At 46.3% G+C, this 16,776-nt stretch carries 10 protein-coding genes; 7 read left to right on the forward strand and 3 right to left on the reverse strand.

Annotated elements, in window-relative coordinates; translation table 11 throughout:
• Positions 1-3: 3 nt before the first annotated feature.
• The 3 genes from R8N28_RS14255 to tldD are packed head-to-tail and all read left to right on the forward strand — an operon-like array spanning position 4 to position 6,197.
• Positions 4-3,885, forward strand: a complete 3,882-nt coding sequence (locus R8N28_RS14255; protein ID WP_262635464.1) for a YhdP family protein — start codon at positions 4-6, stop codon at positions 3,883-3,885.
• A 33-nt stretch (positions 3,886-3,918) separates the two neighbouring features.
• Positions 3,919-4,740, forward strand: a complete 822-nt coding sequence (locus R8N28_RS14260) for a carbon-nitrogen hydrolase family protein (RefSeq protein WP_085570016.1) — start codon at positions 3,919-3,921, stop codon at positions 4,738-4,740.
• 11 nt (positions 4,741-4,751) lie between these two features.
• Positions 4,752-6,197, forward strand: a complete 1,446-nt coding sequence (gene tldD / locus R8N28_RS14265) for a metalloprotease TldD (protein WP_065274895.1) — start codon at positions 4,752-4,754, stop codon at positions 6,195-6,197.
• A 66-nt stretch (positions 6,198-6,263) separates the two neighbouring features.
• Here the strand turns inward: tldD and R8N28_RS14270 are convergent, their stop codons facing one another.
• Positions 6,264-7,640, reverse strand: a complete 1,377-nt coding sequence (locus tag R8N28_RS14270) for a PhoH family protein (protein ID WP_005381133.1) — start codon at positions 7,638-7,640, stop codon at positions 6,264-6,266.
• Between the two features lie 561 nt (positions 7,641-8,201).
• On the opposite strand from R8N28_RS14270, the gene rapA reads away from it, so the two are divergent.
• Complete coding sequence (rapA, locus tag R8N28_RS14275) at positions 8,202-11,111, forward strand: RNA polymerase-associated protein RapA (protein WP_005388434.1); 2,910 nt, start codon at positions 8,202-8,204, stop codon at positions 11,109-11,111.
• A gap of 108 nt (positions 11,112-11,219) precedes the next feature.
• Here rapA and R8N28_RS14280 read toward each other — a convergent pair whose 3' ends face one another.
• A complete protein-coding gene (locus R8N28_RS14280; RefSeq protein ID WP_065274894.1) occupies positions 11,220-12,485 on the reverse strand; it encodes an NRAMP family divalent metal transporter in 1,266 nt (421 codons plus the stop codon).
• A gap of 342 nt (positions 12,486-12,827) precedes the next feature.
• Between R8N28_RS14280 and R8N28_RS14285 the strand changes: the two genes are divergently transcribed.
• Both R8N28_RS14285 and R8N28_RS14290 read left to right on the forward strand, forming a co-directional pair.
• Positions 12,828-13,580: a pseudouridine synthase gene (locus R8N28_RS14285; protein ID WP_005381128.1), complete on the forward strand. Its 753-nt coding sequence runs from the start codon at positions 12,828-12,830 to the stop codon at positions 13,578-13,580.
• Positions 13,581-13,683: 103 nt separating this feature from the next.
• Positions 13,684-14,646: a D-2-hydroxyacid dehydrogenase gene (locus R8N28_RS14290; RefSeq protein ID WP_065274893.1), complete on the forward strand. Its 963-nt coding sequence runs from the start codon at positions 13,684-13,686 to the stop codon at positions 14,644-14,646.
• An 88-nt stretch (positions 14,647-14,734) separates the two neighbouring features.
• On the opposite strand, the gene yjgA is transcribed toward R8N28_RS14290, so the two are convergent.
• Positions 14,735-15,262, reverse strand: coding sequence for a ribosome biogenesis factor YjgA (yjgA, locus tag R8N28_RS14295; RefSeq protein ID WP_005381124.1), 528 nt, complete (start codon positions 15,260-15,262; stop codon positions 14,735-14,737).
• A gap of 110 nt (positions 15,263-15,372) precedes the next feature.
• Here yjgA and pmbA point away from each other — a divergent pair, with 110 nt between their 5' ends.
• Positions 15,373-16,716, forward strand: a complete 1,344-nt coding sequence (pmbA, locus tag R8N28_RS14300; RefSeq protein ID WP_065274892.1) for a metalloprotease PmbA — start codon at positions 15,373-15,375, stop codon at positions 16,714-16,716.
• The last annotated feature ends 60 nt before the right edge of the window (positions 16,717-16,776 follow it).

Consider the following 16,776-nt stretch of genomic DNA (forward strand, 5'->3'; position numbering starts at 1 on the left):
TTTGTGAATTCTGGTGTTAACCGTTTTGGGCGTTTTTGTGCGTGGAGTTTAGTTACTGTATTGGTGTTATTAGCCATATTAGTGACCACGCTGCGCGTCACATTGCCGCAACTTAACCATTTCCAAGATGAGATCAAAACCTGGGTCAAGCAAGGCACAGGTTTTGACGTTTCTATTGCTAATGTCGCAGGGACGTGGCGCAATAATCATCCCTCAATTGCGTTACTGGGTTTAGAGGCAAATCTACCAAACGTGCAAGATGCACGCTTCGCTGTTGAAGAAGTCCAAATTGAGTTCGACCTTATTCAATCTCTTTTTCAACTTAAACCTGTAGTTGCAGACCTTACCATTCATAACCTCGCTTTAGACATTCACACGGTAGACATTCTGCCGACTTCTCATCGTCAAGATCCGAAGCCTGAAGTGGATAAGAGCGAAGTGAAACTCATTGACCAACTCGACTCACTTCTTTTACGTCAGTTCGAAGACTTCACTATTAGCGATTCACGGATTTGGTATAAGTCGGTGTCTGGTGAAACTCGCCGTTTAGATATTGAGCAGCTTCGTTGGAGCAATCAAGGGAAACGTCACGTAGCCGAAGGCACGGTTAGCATTGCCGATGTTCGCCTGAACTCATTGTTAGTAAGCGCTAACTTTAAAGATCATGGCTCGTTGCGCGATGTATCTGGTGAGTTTTACGTGAGTGCTCAAGATGTCTCGGTCACACCTTGGCTGACCACTTACATGCAAGAAGAGTCAGGAGCAGAGTCGGGTAAAGTCAGCTTAAATACTTGGCTAACGCTCAAACATAGCCAACCGCATGATGCTTATGTTGAATTGCTGCCTTCCGAGTTGGTGTGGAATGAAGATGGACATCATGAGCTGTTTATTGAGTCTGGAATTTTCAATCTTCGACCAGATAAACAAGGCTGGAAAGTAAATGGCCACTCACTTCAGATCAGAACCGATAATACCCCTTGGCCAGAGCTAGACGTCGCGTTTGATTGGCAACCAAACGGCTGGATGCTTAATCTCTCTCAACTCGACATTGAAGCACTCATTCCGCTCATTAAGCTGGCTCCAGAGTCAGAGTCGACCAGTGACCTTATTAACAAACTAGCACCGAAAGGTCGGGTCGAAGATGTCCGATTGTCAATGAACGGTGGTTTAGACACCTTACGCTACTCGGCTGAACTGGATGAACTCGCGATGACACAATGGGAGCTCCTACCCGGGTTTCATCACGTACAGGGCAGCGTATCGGGGGGGGGGAATCAAGCTAAAGCAAAAGTCACCGTCATTGATGATGTATTTCCGTACGGCGATGTATTCCAAGCTCCGCTGAATATCAAACAAGGTGAAGTCGATATTATCTGGCAGCAAGATGATGCGGGTTGGCGTTTGTGGGCGGATAAAGTGACGGCAGCAACGCCTGATCTTCAAGTCTTGGGGGCATTCCGTCTTGATTTTCCAAAAGAACAAAGCCCATTTTTATCGTTCTATGCCGAAGCGGATCTCTACAACGCGGGTGAAACATGGCGCTATCTACCGACTCTGGCACTTGGACAAGACTTGACCGACTATCTTTCGACCGCGATTCAGGGCGGAAAAGTGAATACAGCGAAATTGTTGTGGTATGGCGAGTTAGGTGATTTTCCTTACAAAGAACATAATGGCATGTTCCAAGCTTGGGTTGGATTAAAAGACGCGAAATTTAGCTTTGATACGGCATGGCCAACCATCACGGATTTGCAGCTAGACTTGCTGTTTGAAAATGACGCCATGTATTTGGATTCAAAATCAGCCACACTAAATGGCGTTCATGCCAAGCGTATCACTGGGCGAATCCCTGAGTTGGCAGAAGGTGGACACATCGAGATTGAAGCGAAAGCAAGCGCGCCGGGTAATGAAGTCCGTGACTACATGATGGCGACGCCATTAGTGGATTCAGTCGGTGCCGCATTGACAGCGCTGCAAGTGAGTGGTCCCGTTTACTCTGAGTTTCAACTCAACATACCGTTTGATTTTGAGAAAGAGTCTCGCGCTTGGGGTTATGCAGATTTAACAGAAAATCGTGTTGATATTGAAGCGCCGCCAATGACGCTTGAAAACGCCACAGGGCGTATCACCTTCGACAATGATGTGGTTACCACATCGGGTTTGTCGGCCGAATTATTACAACAGCCTATCTCTCTTGATTTCCATGGAGAGAGTGCGGAGCAAGGCTACAACGTGACAATTAATACACTAGGAGATTGGGATGTCGAGCCTCTCAAACCCTATGTCGGTGAGCGTTGGTTAAACCTTGTTTCTGGCCATGCGCCGTGGCAAATGGACATTGACTTGCAACTCAATGATGTCGGTTTCACTTATCAGCTTGAAGTGCTGGCGCAGCTAAATCGTCTGGCTAGTCAATATCCTTATCCTTTAGCGAAAAAAATTGGTGAGTCTGGGCAAGCGAAACTGCAAGCATCCGGCAACCAAGAGAGTATTTCAGCAAGACTACAGATCCCAAATGTGAAGTATCAAACTGAGATAGATATCGCTGGCGATGTCCCGGTTCTGACTGCGACTCATTTAATGGTTGGCAAAGGTGGCTTCCGGATTAGTCCTATTGTCGGGCACGATGCTTCGGTGCGTGTCGAAGAACTGAATTTAGACCAATGGGCTGAGCTTGCGCAGGTCTCTGAGAGCAAGCCTTCATCGTCTGTTTTGGCAAGCATGAAAACGCCGACCATTCCATTGCCGACACGCATTGACGTTGAAACGCCAAACTTACAGTTCGGTGGGATTGAGTTTCATGATGTGGATTTTTCAGCAAGCAAGAAAAACTTGAGTTGGCAGCTCGATGTGGACAGTCAAGAGGTTAAAGGGAAAGCTAATTATCTGAAACCCTATGATCTATCGGTCTCTTTAGAGCACTTGCATCTGTACATCCCAGGGTTTGAAGAGATGACCAAAGAGCGCAGCTCAATCTTTGCGAGTGAAGATCAAAACGCACCTTTGATTACCAATTTTGACCGCAAGTTTCACGCTGAGATGCCAAACTTAACTTTGAACATTGATGATTTTTGGCTGCAAGGCTACAAAGTGGGCAAAGTGAATGTTGATTTGCAGCGTCGCCAGAACCGCTTGGAGTGGAAAAATATCACCTTTAGTAGCGGCAAAAACCGCATTGATATGAGTGGTTGGTGGGACCTGACGAAAGAGAGTAGCCATTCCAACTTAACCATGAAAATGAAAGGTGATAACAACACCGATCTTATGGAGCGCTTTGGTATTACATCAGGCATTCAACAAGCACCATTTGAGATCAATGCCAATATGGAATGGGACGGCGCACCTTGGTCAATGAAGACACAAACCTTGCAAGGAAACGTCTCAACGGAATTTGGTAAAGGCGTGATCAGTGAAGTTAGTGGTGCGGCACGCTTGTTAGGCTTGTTCAGCTTGGATTCTATCATTCGTAAAATGCAGCTCGACTTTACCGATGTATTCGATAAAGGCATGGCATTCAACTCGATCACGGGAACGGGCAAAATCCAAGACGGTGTGTTTATCACCAATGATATCGTAATGGATGCGTTAGCAGGGGAAATGCAAATCCGCGGTATCGCTAATATGAACAGCAGAATGGTTGATGCGGAAGTGAAATTCACACCAGACATCACATCAGGCTTACCAATGCTGACTGCGTTTGCCGTTGCGCCTCAAACTGCTTTGTATGTCTTGGCCATCTCTACGGTGATATCTCCGGTGGTTGAGGTCTTCACTCAAGTCAATTATGAAGTGAAAGGCCCACTAGATTCACCAACGGTGAAAGAAATTTCGCGAAGTAAAGGTGAATACAAGCTACCAGAAAAACTGCGTGAACAGGCCAAATAATTCACCGAATATAATGGAATAGGGAGGAAACACATGGAACGTGTTGGCATTATTCAAATGACTTCTGGTCCGGATATTAACGCGAATTTGGACTTCATCGAAAAACAGTGTGCTTTAGCGAGCAAGCAAGGTGCCAAACTTGTTCTTACTCCTGAAAATACAGTGCTATTTGCCAGTCGCGAAGCTTATCATCAACATGCAGAGCCACTTGGCAGTGGCATGATTCAACAGCGGCTCTGTGAAATCGCAAGAAAGAACCAGTTAACACTGATTGTCGGAAGCATGCCCATTCAAACCGCAAAAGGTGTCACGACAACAACACTTGTATTGCCGCCGCACGGTAAATGCATTGCTCACTATGACAAACTGCATATGTTTGATGTCGACGTAGCCGATGGTTATGGTAGTTATCGTGAGTCGGATACGTTTATGGCGGGTAATCAAATAGTCGTTGCGGAAACTGATATCGGCAGTGTTGGATTGAGTATTTGTTATGATTTACGTTTCCCAGAACTTTATAAAGTATTGCGTCAAGAAGGGGCGGATATCATTGTGGTGCCCGCTGCGTTTACCGCTGTGACGGGGCAAGCTCACTGGGAAATACTATTGCGAGCTAGAGCGATTGAGACACAATGTTGGATTTTGGCAAGCGGACAAACTGGAACGCATCCATGTGGACGAAAAACATGGGGACACTCAATGGTCGTTGACCCTTGGGGACGTATCCATAAACAGCTTCAGGATGAAGTAGGCTTATTGGTGACAGAGATAGATTTGTCACAAAGCCAACAAGTAAGGCAGAATATGCCGCTGACTCAACACAGTCGCTTTCAAAATGAATTGAGACGGAAATAAAAGAGCTAACTATGAGCACAAACCAAATAGAACAGGCACTCCTTGCCCCAAATGGTCTGACAGAACAAGACATTGCTGACACGCTTGCCAGCATTGCTACGCGCCAGATCGATTATGCGGACATTTACTTTCAGTCCAGCTGGCATGAGTCTCTGGTTCTAGAAGATAGCATCATCAAAGATGGCTCTTTTAACATTGATTGTGGTGTTGGTGTCCGTGCAGTAACTGGCGAGAAAACCGGCTTTGCCTACTCTGATCAAATCCAGCCTGAAGGCCTGAAGCAGAGTGCAATGGCGGCGCGCGGTATTGCTCAGCAAGGGCAAAATGGCAAAGTCCAAGCGTTTAAACGCACCGAAAACCAAGCGTACTACGCCGCTGTGAATCCACTAGCTGAATGGGAAAAGCAGCAAAAAACAGAATTGCTCAAATCTCTAGATGCTTACATCCGCACTAAAGAACCATTGATTAAAGAAGTTTCGATTAGCATCAGCGGTGTGCATGAGCAGATGCTTGTTGCGGCAACAGACGGTACTTATGCAGGCGACATTCGTCCTTTGGTGCGTTTGTCTATTAGTGTGCTTGCACAAAAAGGCGAACGACGTGAACGCGGTAGTGCGGGGGGCGGAGGCCGTTTCGGTTACGATTTCTTTTTAACGGAAAGCAATGGTATGAAACAAGCTTTCCATTACGCAGACGAAGCGATTCGAATGGCGTTAATCAACCTTGAAGCAGAAGCCGCACCAGCAGGCATGATGCCAGTGGTATTAGGCTCAGGTTGGCCAGGCGTGTTGCTACACGAAGCGGTAGGTCATGGCCTAGAAGGTGACTTTAACCGCAAAGAGTCGTCAGTGTTCTCTGGAAAAATGGGTCAACAAGTGACGTCTTCACTATGTACCATCGTCGATGATGGCACGTTAAAAGACCTTCGTGGTTCATTGAATGTGGATGATGAAGGGGTAAACGGCCAGTACAACACGCTTATCGAAAATGGTGTGCTGAAAGGTTACATGCAAGACAAGCTAAACGCGCGGTTAATGGGTGTGAACCCAACAGGTAACGGTCGTCGTGAATCGTATGCACACTTGCCAATGCCTCGTATGACCAACACCTACATGCTTCCAGGTGAACATACGCCAGAAGAAATTATCTCGACGGTCGAGAAAGGGTTGTATGCGCCAAACTTTGGTGGCGGCCAGGTGGACATTACTTCGGGTAAGTTTGTGTTCTCTGCATCGGAAGCGTACTTGATTGAAAACGGTAAAATTACGCGCCCTGTTAAAGGTGCGACGTTGATTGGCTCAGGTATCGAAGCAATGCAGCAAGTGTCTATGGTCGGTAACGACCTAAGTATCGACAAGGGCGTTGGCGTATGTGGTAAAGCAGGTCAAAGTGTGCCAGTTGGTGTTGGTCAGCCGACCTTGAAGCTGGACTCACTGACAGTGGGTGGCACGGAGTAACTCAGTCGAATCGTTATAAAAAGAGCGCTCATTAGAGCGCTCTTTTGCTTTGTGAGTCGGTGTCAATTACAGGTTTTCTTCAGCAAATTCCGCCAAGCGGCTACGAACCACGCCGTTGAGGTGAATATTTGCGCTGCCTTCAAAGTTCTTGAAGCGCTCAACCATGTACGTCAATCCTGATGTCACTGGGGTGAGGTAATGAGAGTCAATCTGCGCCAAGTTACCGGAGCAGACGATTTTGGTTCCTTCGCCACAGCGGGTAATGATGGTTTTGATTTGTGATGCAGTGAGGTTTTGACACTCATCAAGCAGTACAAACGCATTTTGAATCGAACGGCCACGCATAAAGTTGATCGATTTAAATTGAATGTTGGCTTTATCGCAGATGTACTTCAATGAGCCTTCAGTGCAGTGATCGTGTTTATGTAGTGCTTCCAAGGTATCGGTCACCGCCGCTAACCACGGCATCATTTTCTCCTCTTCGGAGCCGGGTAAGAAGCCGATGGATTCACCGATATCTGGCGTGTTACGTGTTACGATAATTTTATCGAACATGCTTTTTTCAATGGTTTGCTCCAATGCTGCTGCCATTGCCAGTAATGTCTTACCACTACCCGCTGCACCCGTTAGAATCACCAAGTCAATTTCTGGATCGAGTAAGGCATCTAACGCCATTCCCTGGTAGATATTTTTAGGTGTGATGTCCCAAGCCTTACGATGCATTAGACGTTCGCGGCTCAGGTCGAGAAGCGTTAGCTTGTCTTCATTGATGGTTTCTACGCGACCAGCAAAGTCACTGTCTTCATCAATAACGTATTGGTTGATAAAGGTTGGGTCGAAGGGTTCGCGACTGAGTTTGTGGTAAGTTTTTCCGCCCAGTGCATAGCTTTCTACTTCCTCAATACCGCTCCAGAAATCACCTTCACGCAATTGAAAGCCTTTGGTTAGGTATTGAATGTCGTCAATCAGTTGGTCGGTTCTATAGTCCTCAACAAAGCGTACACCAGCCCCTTTGGCTCGCAGACGCATGTTGATGTCTTTCGTGATCAGTACCACTTCACGTGGTGCACGTTTATTTTGCAGATAAAGCACCGCGTTGAGAATACGGTTGTCACCGGCCTTGTCGGCGAAGGCTTTGACGGTTTCCTGCAGTTCAAAATCCGCCAAAATGGAAATGGTACCTTGGTCGGGGTTGTCTTTAGAAACAGGAATACCTTCAGAGATTTCATCTGGCGTTGCTTCTTTAAACAAATCTTCCAAGGTGCGAATAGCTACGCGCGCATCTCTTGCAACGTCGCGCTTGCTGTCTTTGATTCGGTCGAGTTCTTCCAACACGGTCATGGGGATAACGACATCGTGTTCTTGGAAAGAGAAGATGGCAAAGGGTTCATGAAGAAGAATGTTGGTATCGAGTACAAACAGTTTCCGATCGGTATCGCCCATAGCGTCTCCTTGCCGTAGTACGGCTCTGCATGCGAGTTGTTAGGTCGTTTCCAAATAGGTGTGAAGTGACCTAACTCTGATTGCTTGCAATAGAGGTTGTCGGGCTGATGTCGGCTAGTGTGCAACCGAGTAGCAAGACAACTTACTGCAAACCCGTGTTGATCCTAATCGTGTACTAACGCGCTTAAATCATATGCAATGGTTTTAAACGCCCCTCATTAGAAGTATACGTAATATTTACGTTCTACAACTTAATAATTGGCATGAGTATTTTACAATTTGATTGCATTTAGAGTTTGGGAAAAAAAGTTTCTGCTTGGTGCGGTTTCGGCGTGACCTAAATCACAGCTTCAAGTAAGATTAGCGACCTTTTTCTGCGTATAGGCTACGTCCGATTTATCATGTTGAGCTGGCTTAAAAAATACTCAGTTCATACTGGAATGACGAATGCTATCGGCATAGCAGAAGCCAGAATCAGATCTAAACTATTATCCATGCCTACGGGCATGAGTAGACCAACAAGAAATACGAATCAAGAACTAATAACGAGGTAGTCAATTCATGACATTTGCTTTGGGGCAGCGCTGGATTAGCGATACGGAAAGCGATTTAGGTTTAGGTACCGTTGTAGCAATGGATGCTCGTACTGTGACATTGATGTTTGCAGCGTCAGAGGAAAACCGAGTTTACGCACGTAACGATGCACCTGTTACCCGAGTCACCTTTAATGTTGGGGATGTCATCGATTGCCAAGAAGGTTGGTCTCTAAAAGTAGAAGAAGTACTGGAAGATGAAGGTCTTTACACCTATTTCGGTACTCGTGAAGACACGCAAGAAACCGCTGTTGTTCTGCGTGAGATTTTTCTTAGCAACCAAATTCGTTTTAACAAACCTCAAGATAAGTTGTACGCCGGTCAAATCGACCGTATGGACAACTTTGTTCTGCGTTACCGTGCGCTAACCAACCAGTTTGAGCAGCATAAGAGCCCAATGCGTGGCCTATGTGGTATGCGTGCAGGTTTGATCCCTCATCAGCTTTACATCGCGCACGAAGTTGGCCGTCGTCACGCGCCACGCGTCTTGTTGGCGGATGAGGTAGGTTTGGGTAAAACCATCGAAGCGGGCATGATCATCCACCAACAAGTTCTGTCTGGTCGTGCCGAACGCATTTTGATTGTGGTGCCTGAAACACTGCAGCATCAATGGCTGGTTGAGATGATGCGTCGTTTCAATCTGCATTTCTCTATCTTTGACGAAGAGCGCTGTATCGAAGCTTTTGCGGATGCAGAAAACCCATTTGATACTCAGCAATATGTGCTGTGTTCTTTGGATTTCCTACGCAAGAGCCGCAAGCGTTTTGAACAAGCACTGGAAGGTGAATGGGACCTACTGGTCGTCGATGAAGCGCATCACCTTGAATGGAGCCAAGATAAACCGAGCCGTGAATACCAAGTGGTAGAAGGCTTGGCTGAACGTACTCCAGGTGTGTTGCTACTGACTGCAACGCCAGAGCAGCTTGGTCGTGAGAGTCACTTTGCTCGTCTGCGTTTGTTGGATCCAGACCGCTTCTATGATTACGAAGCGTTCGTTGAGGAAGAAGAGCAATACGCGCCCGTAGCAGATGCGATTACTTCACTCTTTTCCGGTGAAAAGCTACCTAATGAAGCAAAAAACCAGATCACTGAGTTGTTGTCTGAACAAGACGTAGAACCACTTTTCCGTATTATCGAAAGTGAAGCGGACGAAGAAGCTAAAGCGTCGGCACGCCAAGAGCTGATCGATAACTTGATGGATCGTCATGGTACAGGGCGTGTTCTGTTCCGTAATACGCGCGCGGCCATCAAAGGCTTCCCTACGCGTAACGTGCATCTGATGCCAATGGATATTCCACCGCAATACACTACATCAATGCGTGTTGCTGGGATGATTGGCGGTAAGATGAGTTCTGAAGCACGTGCGATGAAGAACCTTTACCCGGAAGAAATTTTCCAAGAATTTGAAGGCGATGACGCGAGCTGGTGGCAGTTTGACTCGCGTGTGAATTGGTTGCTTGAAAAAGTAAAAGAGAAGCGCAGCGAGAAAATCCTCGTGATTGCTTCTCGTGCGAGTACCGCGCTGCAATTGGAGCAAGCACTGCGTGAGCGTGAAGGTATCCGCGCCACCGTTTTCCACGAAGGTATGTCGATTCTTGAACGTGACAAAGCGGCGGCTTACTTTGCGCAAGAAGAAGGTGGAGCACAAGTTCTTATCTGTAGCGAAATCGGCTCTGAAGGTCGTAACTTCCAGTTTGCCAACCAACTTGTCATGTTCGACTTGCCATTCAACCCAGACTTGCTTGAGCAACGTATTGGTCGTTTGGACCGTATCGGTCAAAATCGCGATATCGACATTCATGTTCCTTACCTGAAAGGCACATCGCAAGCGATCTTAGCACGTTGGTTCGATGAAGGCCTGAACGCTTTTGCGGAAACCTGCCCAACAGGCCGTGCTGTTTACGATAAGTACTCCGATGATCTGATTGAAATTCTTGCCTCTGGTGATACCAGCACGCTAGATGAGATCATTGAAGCGTCAGCAAAAATGAATAAAGAGCTGAAATCCCAATTGGAGCAAGGCCGTGATCGCCTATTAGAAATGCATTCGAATGGCGGGGAAAAAGCACAACAAATCGTTGAGAAAATTGAATCAACTGACGGCGATACCAATCTGGTCACCTTCGCACTTTCTCTTTTTGACACGATTGGCCTGAATCAAGACGATAAAGGTGAAAACGCCCTGATTGTGACCCCATCTGAGCACATGATGGTGCCAAGCTACCCAGGTCTGCCATACGAAGGAGCGACGATCACGTTTGATCGTGATACAGCGTTATCTCGTGAAGATATGCACTTTATCAGTTGGGAACACCCAATGATCCAGGGTGGTATCGATCTTCTTATGAGTGAAGGGGTGGGGACGTCTGCGGTATCTCTATTGAAAAACAAAGCGTTACCAGTCGGGACTATTCTTCTTGAGTTGATTTACGCGGTAGATGCGCAAGCGCCAAAACGCAGTGGTATCGCGCGCTTCTTACCGAAAACGCCAATCCGTTTAATGATGGACTCGCGTGGTAATGATTTGTCTGCTCAAGTGGAGTTTGAAAGCTTTAACCGCCAGCTCAGCCCTGTAAACCGTCACTTAGGTAGCAAGTTGGTTACGTCGGTACAGAAAGACGTACACCGCTTAATTGAAGCTGGTGATGTTCTTATTGAAGAGAAGGTCGAAGAAGTACGCAAGCAAGCTCATCAAGATATGCAGCATAGTTTGAATGCAGAACTTGAGCGTTTGCAAGCACTGAAAGCGGTGAACCCAAATATTCGTGACGAAGAAATTGAAGCTATCGACGCACAAATTAAAGAGCTTACTGGTTATATCAACCAAGCTCAGGTTCAGCTCGACTCGCTGCGTTTGATTGTGGTGAGCCACAACTAAGTAAGTATTTATTGCTCATTAAAAAAGGTCTTCAGTTGAAGACCTTTTTCTTTATTTACGGTTTAGTTTCTTTATGCGGAATGCATTAATCACTGATAGCTATCTCATTTACATCAACCACTTCCACCAGATAAATACAGCCAAGAAGCCAAACAAGTAAATCAGGCCTGCAATCGACAACCACTTTAGTTTAGGTCCAACAGCCAAAGGCTCAGGTAACTCAGTTTTGCTCACTAAGGTGTAATTTAGCAGAGCAAAGAATGGCGTGGTCATAAAGGCGAGAATCATCGCAAAGTTCAGCATAGGCAATAACGCAGAAGCCCAGAAAACCACAATACCTAATGCAAGTAAGGAGACTACCAGCATGATCGCTGAAGTGGTTTTAGGGTTAGTGTCTGGTTGTGAGCGCAGTAGGCGTTGAGAATCCGAAATAACGCGCGAATAGCCATCAATAACGGTAATCGTGCTGCCAAAGATACAGAAAAACGCAATTACCGCGATTAAGTAACGAGACCATTCGCCAATCGTTGCCGCATATAAGCCAACCAATTGGTGGGAGAAGCCAACGCCAGAGCTTTCAAGCGCAACGCCAGAACCATAAAGCATCAAAGAGCCTAGAGATACAAAGATAATGGCAAGAAACGCCGTGCCAATATAACCGACATTAAAGTCAAATAGAGCAGAGCGGTATGTTACTTCTTGCTGGCTTGATTGGCGTTTTAGCCACGCTGAGGTTAAACAGGAGATCTCTATCGGTGCAGGCATCCACCCCATTGTCACGACGATAAAACCAATAGCCGCAATAGACCAAGGTGACGGCGGCTCGAAGTTGGCTACTTGCTCAACAGGGTTACCAAAGGCGATAGAAACAGCGAGTAAAGTCGCGATGGTTAACACCGACATTATCACCTTAGATAGCGTATCGAGCGCTTTGTAATGGCCAGCAAATAATATGATCAGGCAGGTGGCAATCACAATGATGCTGAGTGATGCCATTGATAGTGAAAACGGAATGAAGTAGCCCAGCAAGCTAGCGCTAAACATCAACAAAGCGGCGGTATTGATAACGGCCGATACCACGCTCAGAAATAGAAATAGCCATAGATAAGGCCGACCTAATTTCGCGTAGCCCTCAACCAAGGTGAGCCCTGTCCCCATGGTGTACTGTACGCCCGCTCGGAAAAAAGGGTATTTAAACAGGTTTACGAGCAGAATCAGTGCAGCCAATTGCCAACCATAAATCGCACCAGCCTTGGTTGATGCCACGAGGTGAGAGCCACCGACCGCAGCAGATGCCATTAATATGCCGGGGCCTAGCGAACGAAAAAATAAGGAAAGTTTGGATTGGGGTTTATCTATAACGGCGGAGTCCATTGCTTATTGTCCTTTTTATCTTATGTATCTTTCTAAAGAGATACATACCGCAGTACATGACAAACTGAGCGCTCGCCCTATACTGCGCAACGGTAATGTCTTTTAAATGCTGTGTTTTGATGTATTTATTTTAAGTATTCTTTGCGAATATCATGCTGTGTACATCTAGCACTCTATTCAGTTATGCGTCTTGTTGTCAAACTAAATTTACAATGTGCTATTTTCTATTTTTATGCTAAAGGATTGACTTTGTTTTATTGGTTTTAACTTTTCTTCCGAACCCTGCATCTGGATGCTATTTGGGTATATAATCGCGGCGTTTTATTTTTGTAGAGATCTCCCATGGCAATGCTTGAATATACCCCTCCCACCGACCCTTGGGTTGATATCGTTTTTGAGGATGACGACATTCTGGCAGTGAATAAGCCATCAGGGCTGCTGTCTGTCCCTGGTCGCCTTGCAGAGCATTACGACAGCATGTGGAGCCGCCTCAAAGAGTTGCATCCAGAAATTCAAGTTGTGCATCGCTTGGATATGTCGACATCAGGGTTGATGCTGCTGGCGAAAAACAAACCCGCGGAGCGAGCATTAAAAAAGCAGTTCCAATATCGCCTCACTCACAAGGTGTATTACGCACGTGTTTGGGGGCATGTTGAGTCGCAAGAAGGGAATATTGATCTTCCATTAATTTGTGATTGGCCAAATCGTCCACGACAAAAAGTATGTTTTGACGACGGCAAACCATCTCAAACTTTATTCCAAGTAGTGAAGCGTGAAGTGCACCCTGATGGCACCCATACGACCGTTGTGCGACTACTGCCCATTACTGGTCGATCGCATCAGTTACGCGTGCATTTGATGGCGATTGGTCATGCGATTGTGGGTGATGAGTTTTATGCAAGCGAAGAGGCGTATCAGTTTTCAGAACGTTTAGAGTTGCACGCTGCGGAGCTAAGTTTTTATCATCCAGCTACGGATCAGCTGAGCAGTATTTTTGTACCCTGTGACTTTTATTCTGAAGCCGAGGCGATGATCTTTAACTATTTTTCGCCAGAGCGTACATTGCCTGATTATAAAACGTTGCCACACCCTTAATGCCAATTGCACTCAACAGCGGTTCTTTCTAGTTCGCTATTTTTGGCTATTTCGTTACTGTGGTTGATGTATCCTGTCTTTCAGCCGTGAACAAGGAGTTGTTATGTCTTTGCCAAGCATCGTATTTTTAGATCGAGCGACCATCCCAGAACATATTGAGATCCCACGACCTGGCTTTCCGCACCACTGGCGTGAGTACGACCTAACTGCGCCTGGGCAGGTAATAGAAAGGTTAGCAGATGCCGATATCGTGATTAGCAATAAAGTCCTGCTTGACCAACATGTATTAGAGCAACTACCAAAATTACGGATGATCGCGGTTGCCGCAACTGGTTTTAACAACGTCGATGTGAACTACTGTGCTAATCATGATATTGCGGTTGCTAATGTACGTGGTTACGCGACGCGTTCGGTGCCCGAGCACGTGATGGCAATGTTATTCGCTTTAAGACGGAATTTATTTGGGTACCACCAAGATATTGCCGCAGGTGAGTGGCAGCGTAACCAGCAGTTTTGTTTTTTTACTCACCCAATCGGGGATATTGGTGGTAGCACGTTAGGTGTTGTTGGTAGTGGGGCACTAGGGCAAGCGACGGCGAATCTGGCTCAAGCGTTAGGAATGACCGTCTTGTTTTCTGAGCGTAAAGGGGCGGCAGAATGTAGACCAGGTTATGTGCCGTTTGAGGAAGTATTAAAACGCTCCGATGCGCTGACTTTGCATTGCCCGCTCAACGATCATACTCAGAATTTAATTGGTCAAGCAGAGTTGCAACAAATGAAGTCCAACGCCATTTTGATTAATACAGGGCGTGGAGGTTTGGTGGATGAGAGCGCGCTGGTGGATGCCTTAAAACAGCAAGAAATTGCAGCGGCTGGTTTTGATGTTTTTACACAAGAACCGGCTGATGAGAGCAATCCGCTGATTGCCAATATGAGTTTACCTAATTTGTTACTGACACCGCATGTTGCATGGGGCAGCGACTCATCTATCCAACGTTTAGCGGAAATCCTGATTGAGAACATTAACGCTTTCGAGCGCGGAGACCGCGTTAATCGCTTAGTGTAACGCTGACTGTAAAACCAAAGATAAAAAAGCAGACATTGACGTCTGCTTTTTGCGTTTAAATCGAATGCTCATTGCTTGAGCCGTCGAATTAAAACTCTTCTTCGTTTAGACCTTTAAGGATCTGAAAGATTTCGCGGTACGCTTTTGCTGGTTTCCCAGCTTTTTTCTCTTTCGCTGCTTGGCGAGCAAGTTGGCGTAGACGCTGACGATCCGCTTCTGGGTACATTTCCATTACGTCATCAATGGCTTTGTCACCTTCTTCCACTACGCGATCACGCAACGCTTCAAGTTTGTGGAATACCGCCGTTAATTGAGAGTGCTTATTACGAATTTTATCCAGTGCGGCTTGGATTGGCTCTGGATCTTCGTAACGCATCAATTTACCAATACGTTGTAATTGGCGACGACGCGCTTCATTTTTAAAACGTTGCGCGTCAGCAATTGCTTCTCGCAAATCTTCACTCAATGGAAACTTTTCTAGAACTGAAGGTTTGAGGCCGACAAGCTCCTCACCTAGCTTTTGCAGTTCTTCCATGTCTCGCTTCATCTCGGATTTACTTACCCAGATGATCTCTTCTTCTGGTTCCCATGGCGCTTTTTGATTCTTACGTGCCATTTCAGTTGCCTGTGTTTTGATTAATATTATGACTATTTTAACAAGAATCATGGGGAGAAAGCGAAATTCTTGTTATCCTATTGTTCATCAAAGACAAGATGTGAAAGACAATGGATATTAAACAGCAGGTTGCTGAGCAACGTACCGAGCTAGAGCAAGCCGTCGCAAGAGCCTTAAAGCTTGCATCGGCAAAATCTGACGCCGCCGAAGTCGCAATTACTAAAAGCACTGGTTTAAGTGTTTCAACTCGTATGGGTGAAGTAGAAAATGTCGAGTTCAACAGCGATGGTGCGCTGGGCATTACCGTTTACCGAGGTCAACGCAAAGGCAGTGCTTCCACGTCTGATTTAAGTGAAGCTGCGATCGAGCAAACCGTTATAGCGGCGCTAGATATTGCACATTACACATCTGAAGACCCATTTGCAGGCCCTGCAGCGAAAGAATACATGGTGCAAGAGATCCCTGAGCTTGATCTTTTCCACCCTGACGCACCCGATCCAGACTATGCTGCCAATGTGGCGATTGCAGCAGAAAAAGAGGCGCTAAGTTATAACAGTGCAATCAAACAAAGTGATGGCGCGAGTTATGATAGTCATTACGGCGTGAAAGTGTATGGCAATAGCCATGGCTTATTAGCTAGTTATGCGTCTAGCCGCCATAGTACTAGCTGTTGTGTAATTGGCGTTGGTCAAAACGGCGAGATGGAACGTGATTACAGCTACACCGTGGCACGTCATCGTGATGACTTATGGACCCCAGAAACGGTGGGTCGTAAGGCGGCAGAGAATACGGTTAACCGCTTAGATGCGCAGCGTCTAAAAACAGGTCAATACCCAATCATGTTTGCGGCTGATGTTGCGACAGGCTTGATTGGCCATCTCGTTATGGCGATCAGCGGTGGTAACCTGTACCGAAAATCTTCTTTCTTACTTGACCATCTAGGCAAACAAGTGCTTCCTGAATGGTTCAATATCTCAGAACGTCCGCATGTATTGCGTGGTTTGGCATCAAGTCCATTCGATAGTGAAGGTGTGTACACTCAAGACCGTGAGATCATTACCGACGGTGTGCTAACAACTTATCTGTTAACCAGTTATGCCGCACGTAAAATGAAGATGACGCCGACAGGTCACGCTGGTGGGATTCATAACTGGTACGTGAAGTCGACAGGCCAAAACTTCGAACAAATGCTTAAAGAGCTCGGTACTGGTCTTCTAGTGACAGAAGTCATGGGACAAGGTGTGAACGTGGTAACGGGGGATTACTCTCGCGGTGCCGCAGGCTTCTGGGTTGAGAATGGCGAAATCCAATACCCAGTATCAGAAATTACCATCGCAGGTAATCTAAAAGACATGTTCACCAAGATTGTGGCGGTTGGTAGTGATATTGAAACGCGCTCACAAATCCAAACGGGCTCTATCCTACTGGATACCATGAAAGTGGCGGGTGAATAAGCTTTTCTAGCAATTCAGAATCAAAAAAGCCTGATGTGTTCATCAGGCTTTTTCGTTTTT

This window comes from Vibrio sp. Vb1554 (assembly GCF_033344235.1).

What these genes read in the sequence shown, in the direction of transcription:
- R8N28_RS14260 (WP_085570016.1), top strand. Translation starts at nt 3,919, where the DNA reads ATGGAACGTGTTGGCATTATTCAAATGACTTCTGGTCCGGATATTAAC.
- rapA (WP_005388434.1), top strand. Translation starts at nt 8,202, where the DNA reads ATGACATTTGCTTTGGGGCAGCGCTGGATTAGCGATACGGAAAGCGAT.
- R8N28_RS14280 (WP_065274894.1), bottom strand. Translation starts at nt 12,485, where the DNA reads ATGGACTCCGCCGTTATAGATAAACCCCAATCCAAACTTTCCTTATTT.
- pmbA (WP_065274892.1), top strand. Translation starts at nt 15,373, where the DNA reads ATGGATATTAAACAGCAGGTTGCTGAGCAACGTACCGAGCTAGAGCAA.
- yjgA (WP_005381124.1), bottom strand. Translation starts at nt 15,262, where the DNA reads ATGGCACGTAAGAATCAAAAAGCGCCATGGGAACCAGAAGAAGAGATC.
- R8N28_RS14270 (WP_005381133.1), bottom strand. Translation starts at nt 7,640, where the DNA reads ATGGGCGATACCGATCGGAAACTGTTTGTACTCGATACCAACATTCTT.
- R8N28_RS14285 (WP_005381128.1), top strand. Translation starts at nt 12,828, where the DNA reads ATGGCAATGCTTGAATATACCCCTCCCACCGACCCTTGGGTTGATATC.
- tldD (WP_065274895.1), top strand. Translation starts at nt 4,752, where the DNA reads ATGAGCACAAACCAAATAGAACAGGCACTCCTTGCCCCAAATGGTCTG.
- R8N28_RS14290 (WP_065274893.1), top strand. Translation starts at nt 13,684, where the DNA reads ATGTCTTTGCCAAGCATCGTATTTTTAGATCGAGCGACCATCCCAGAA.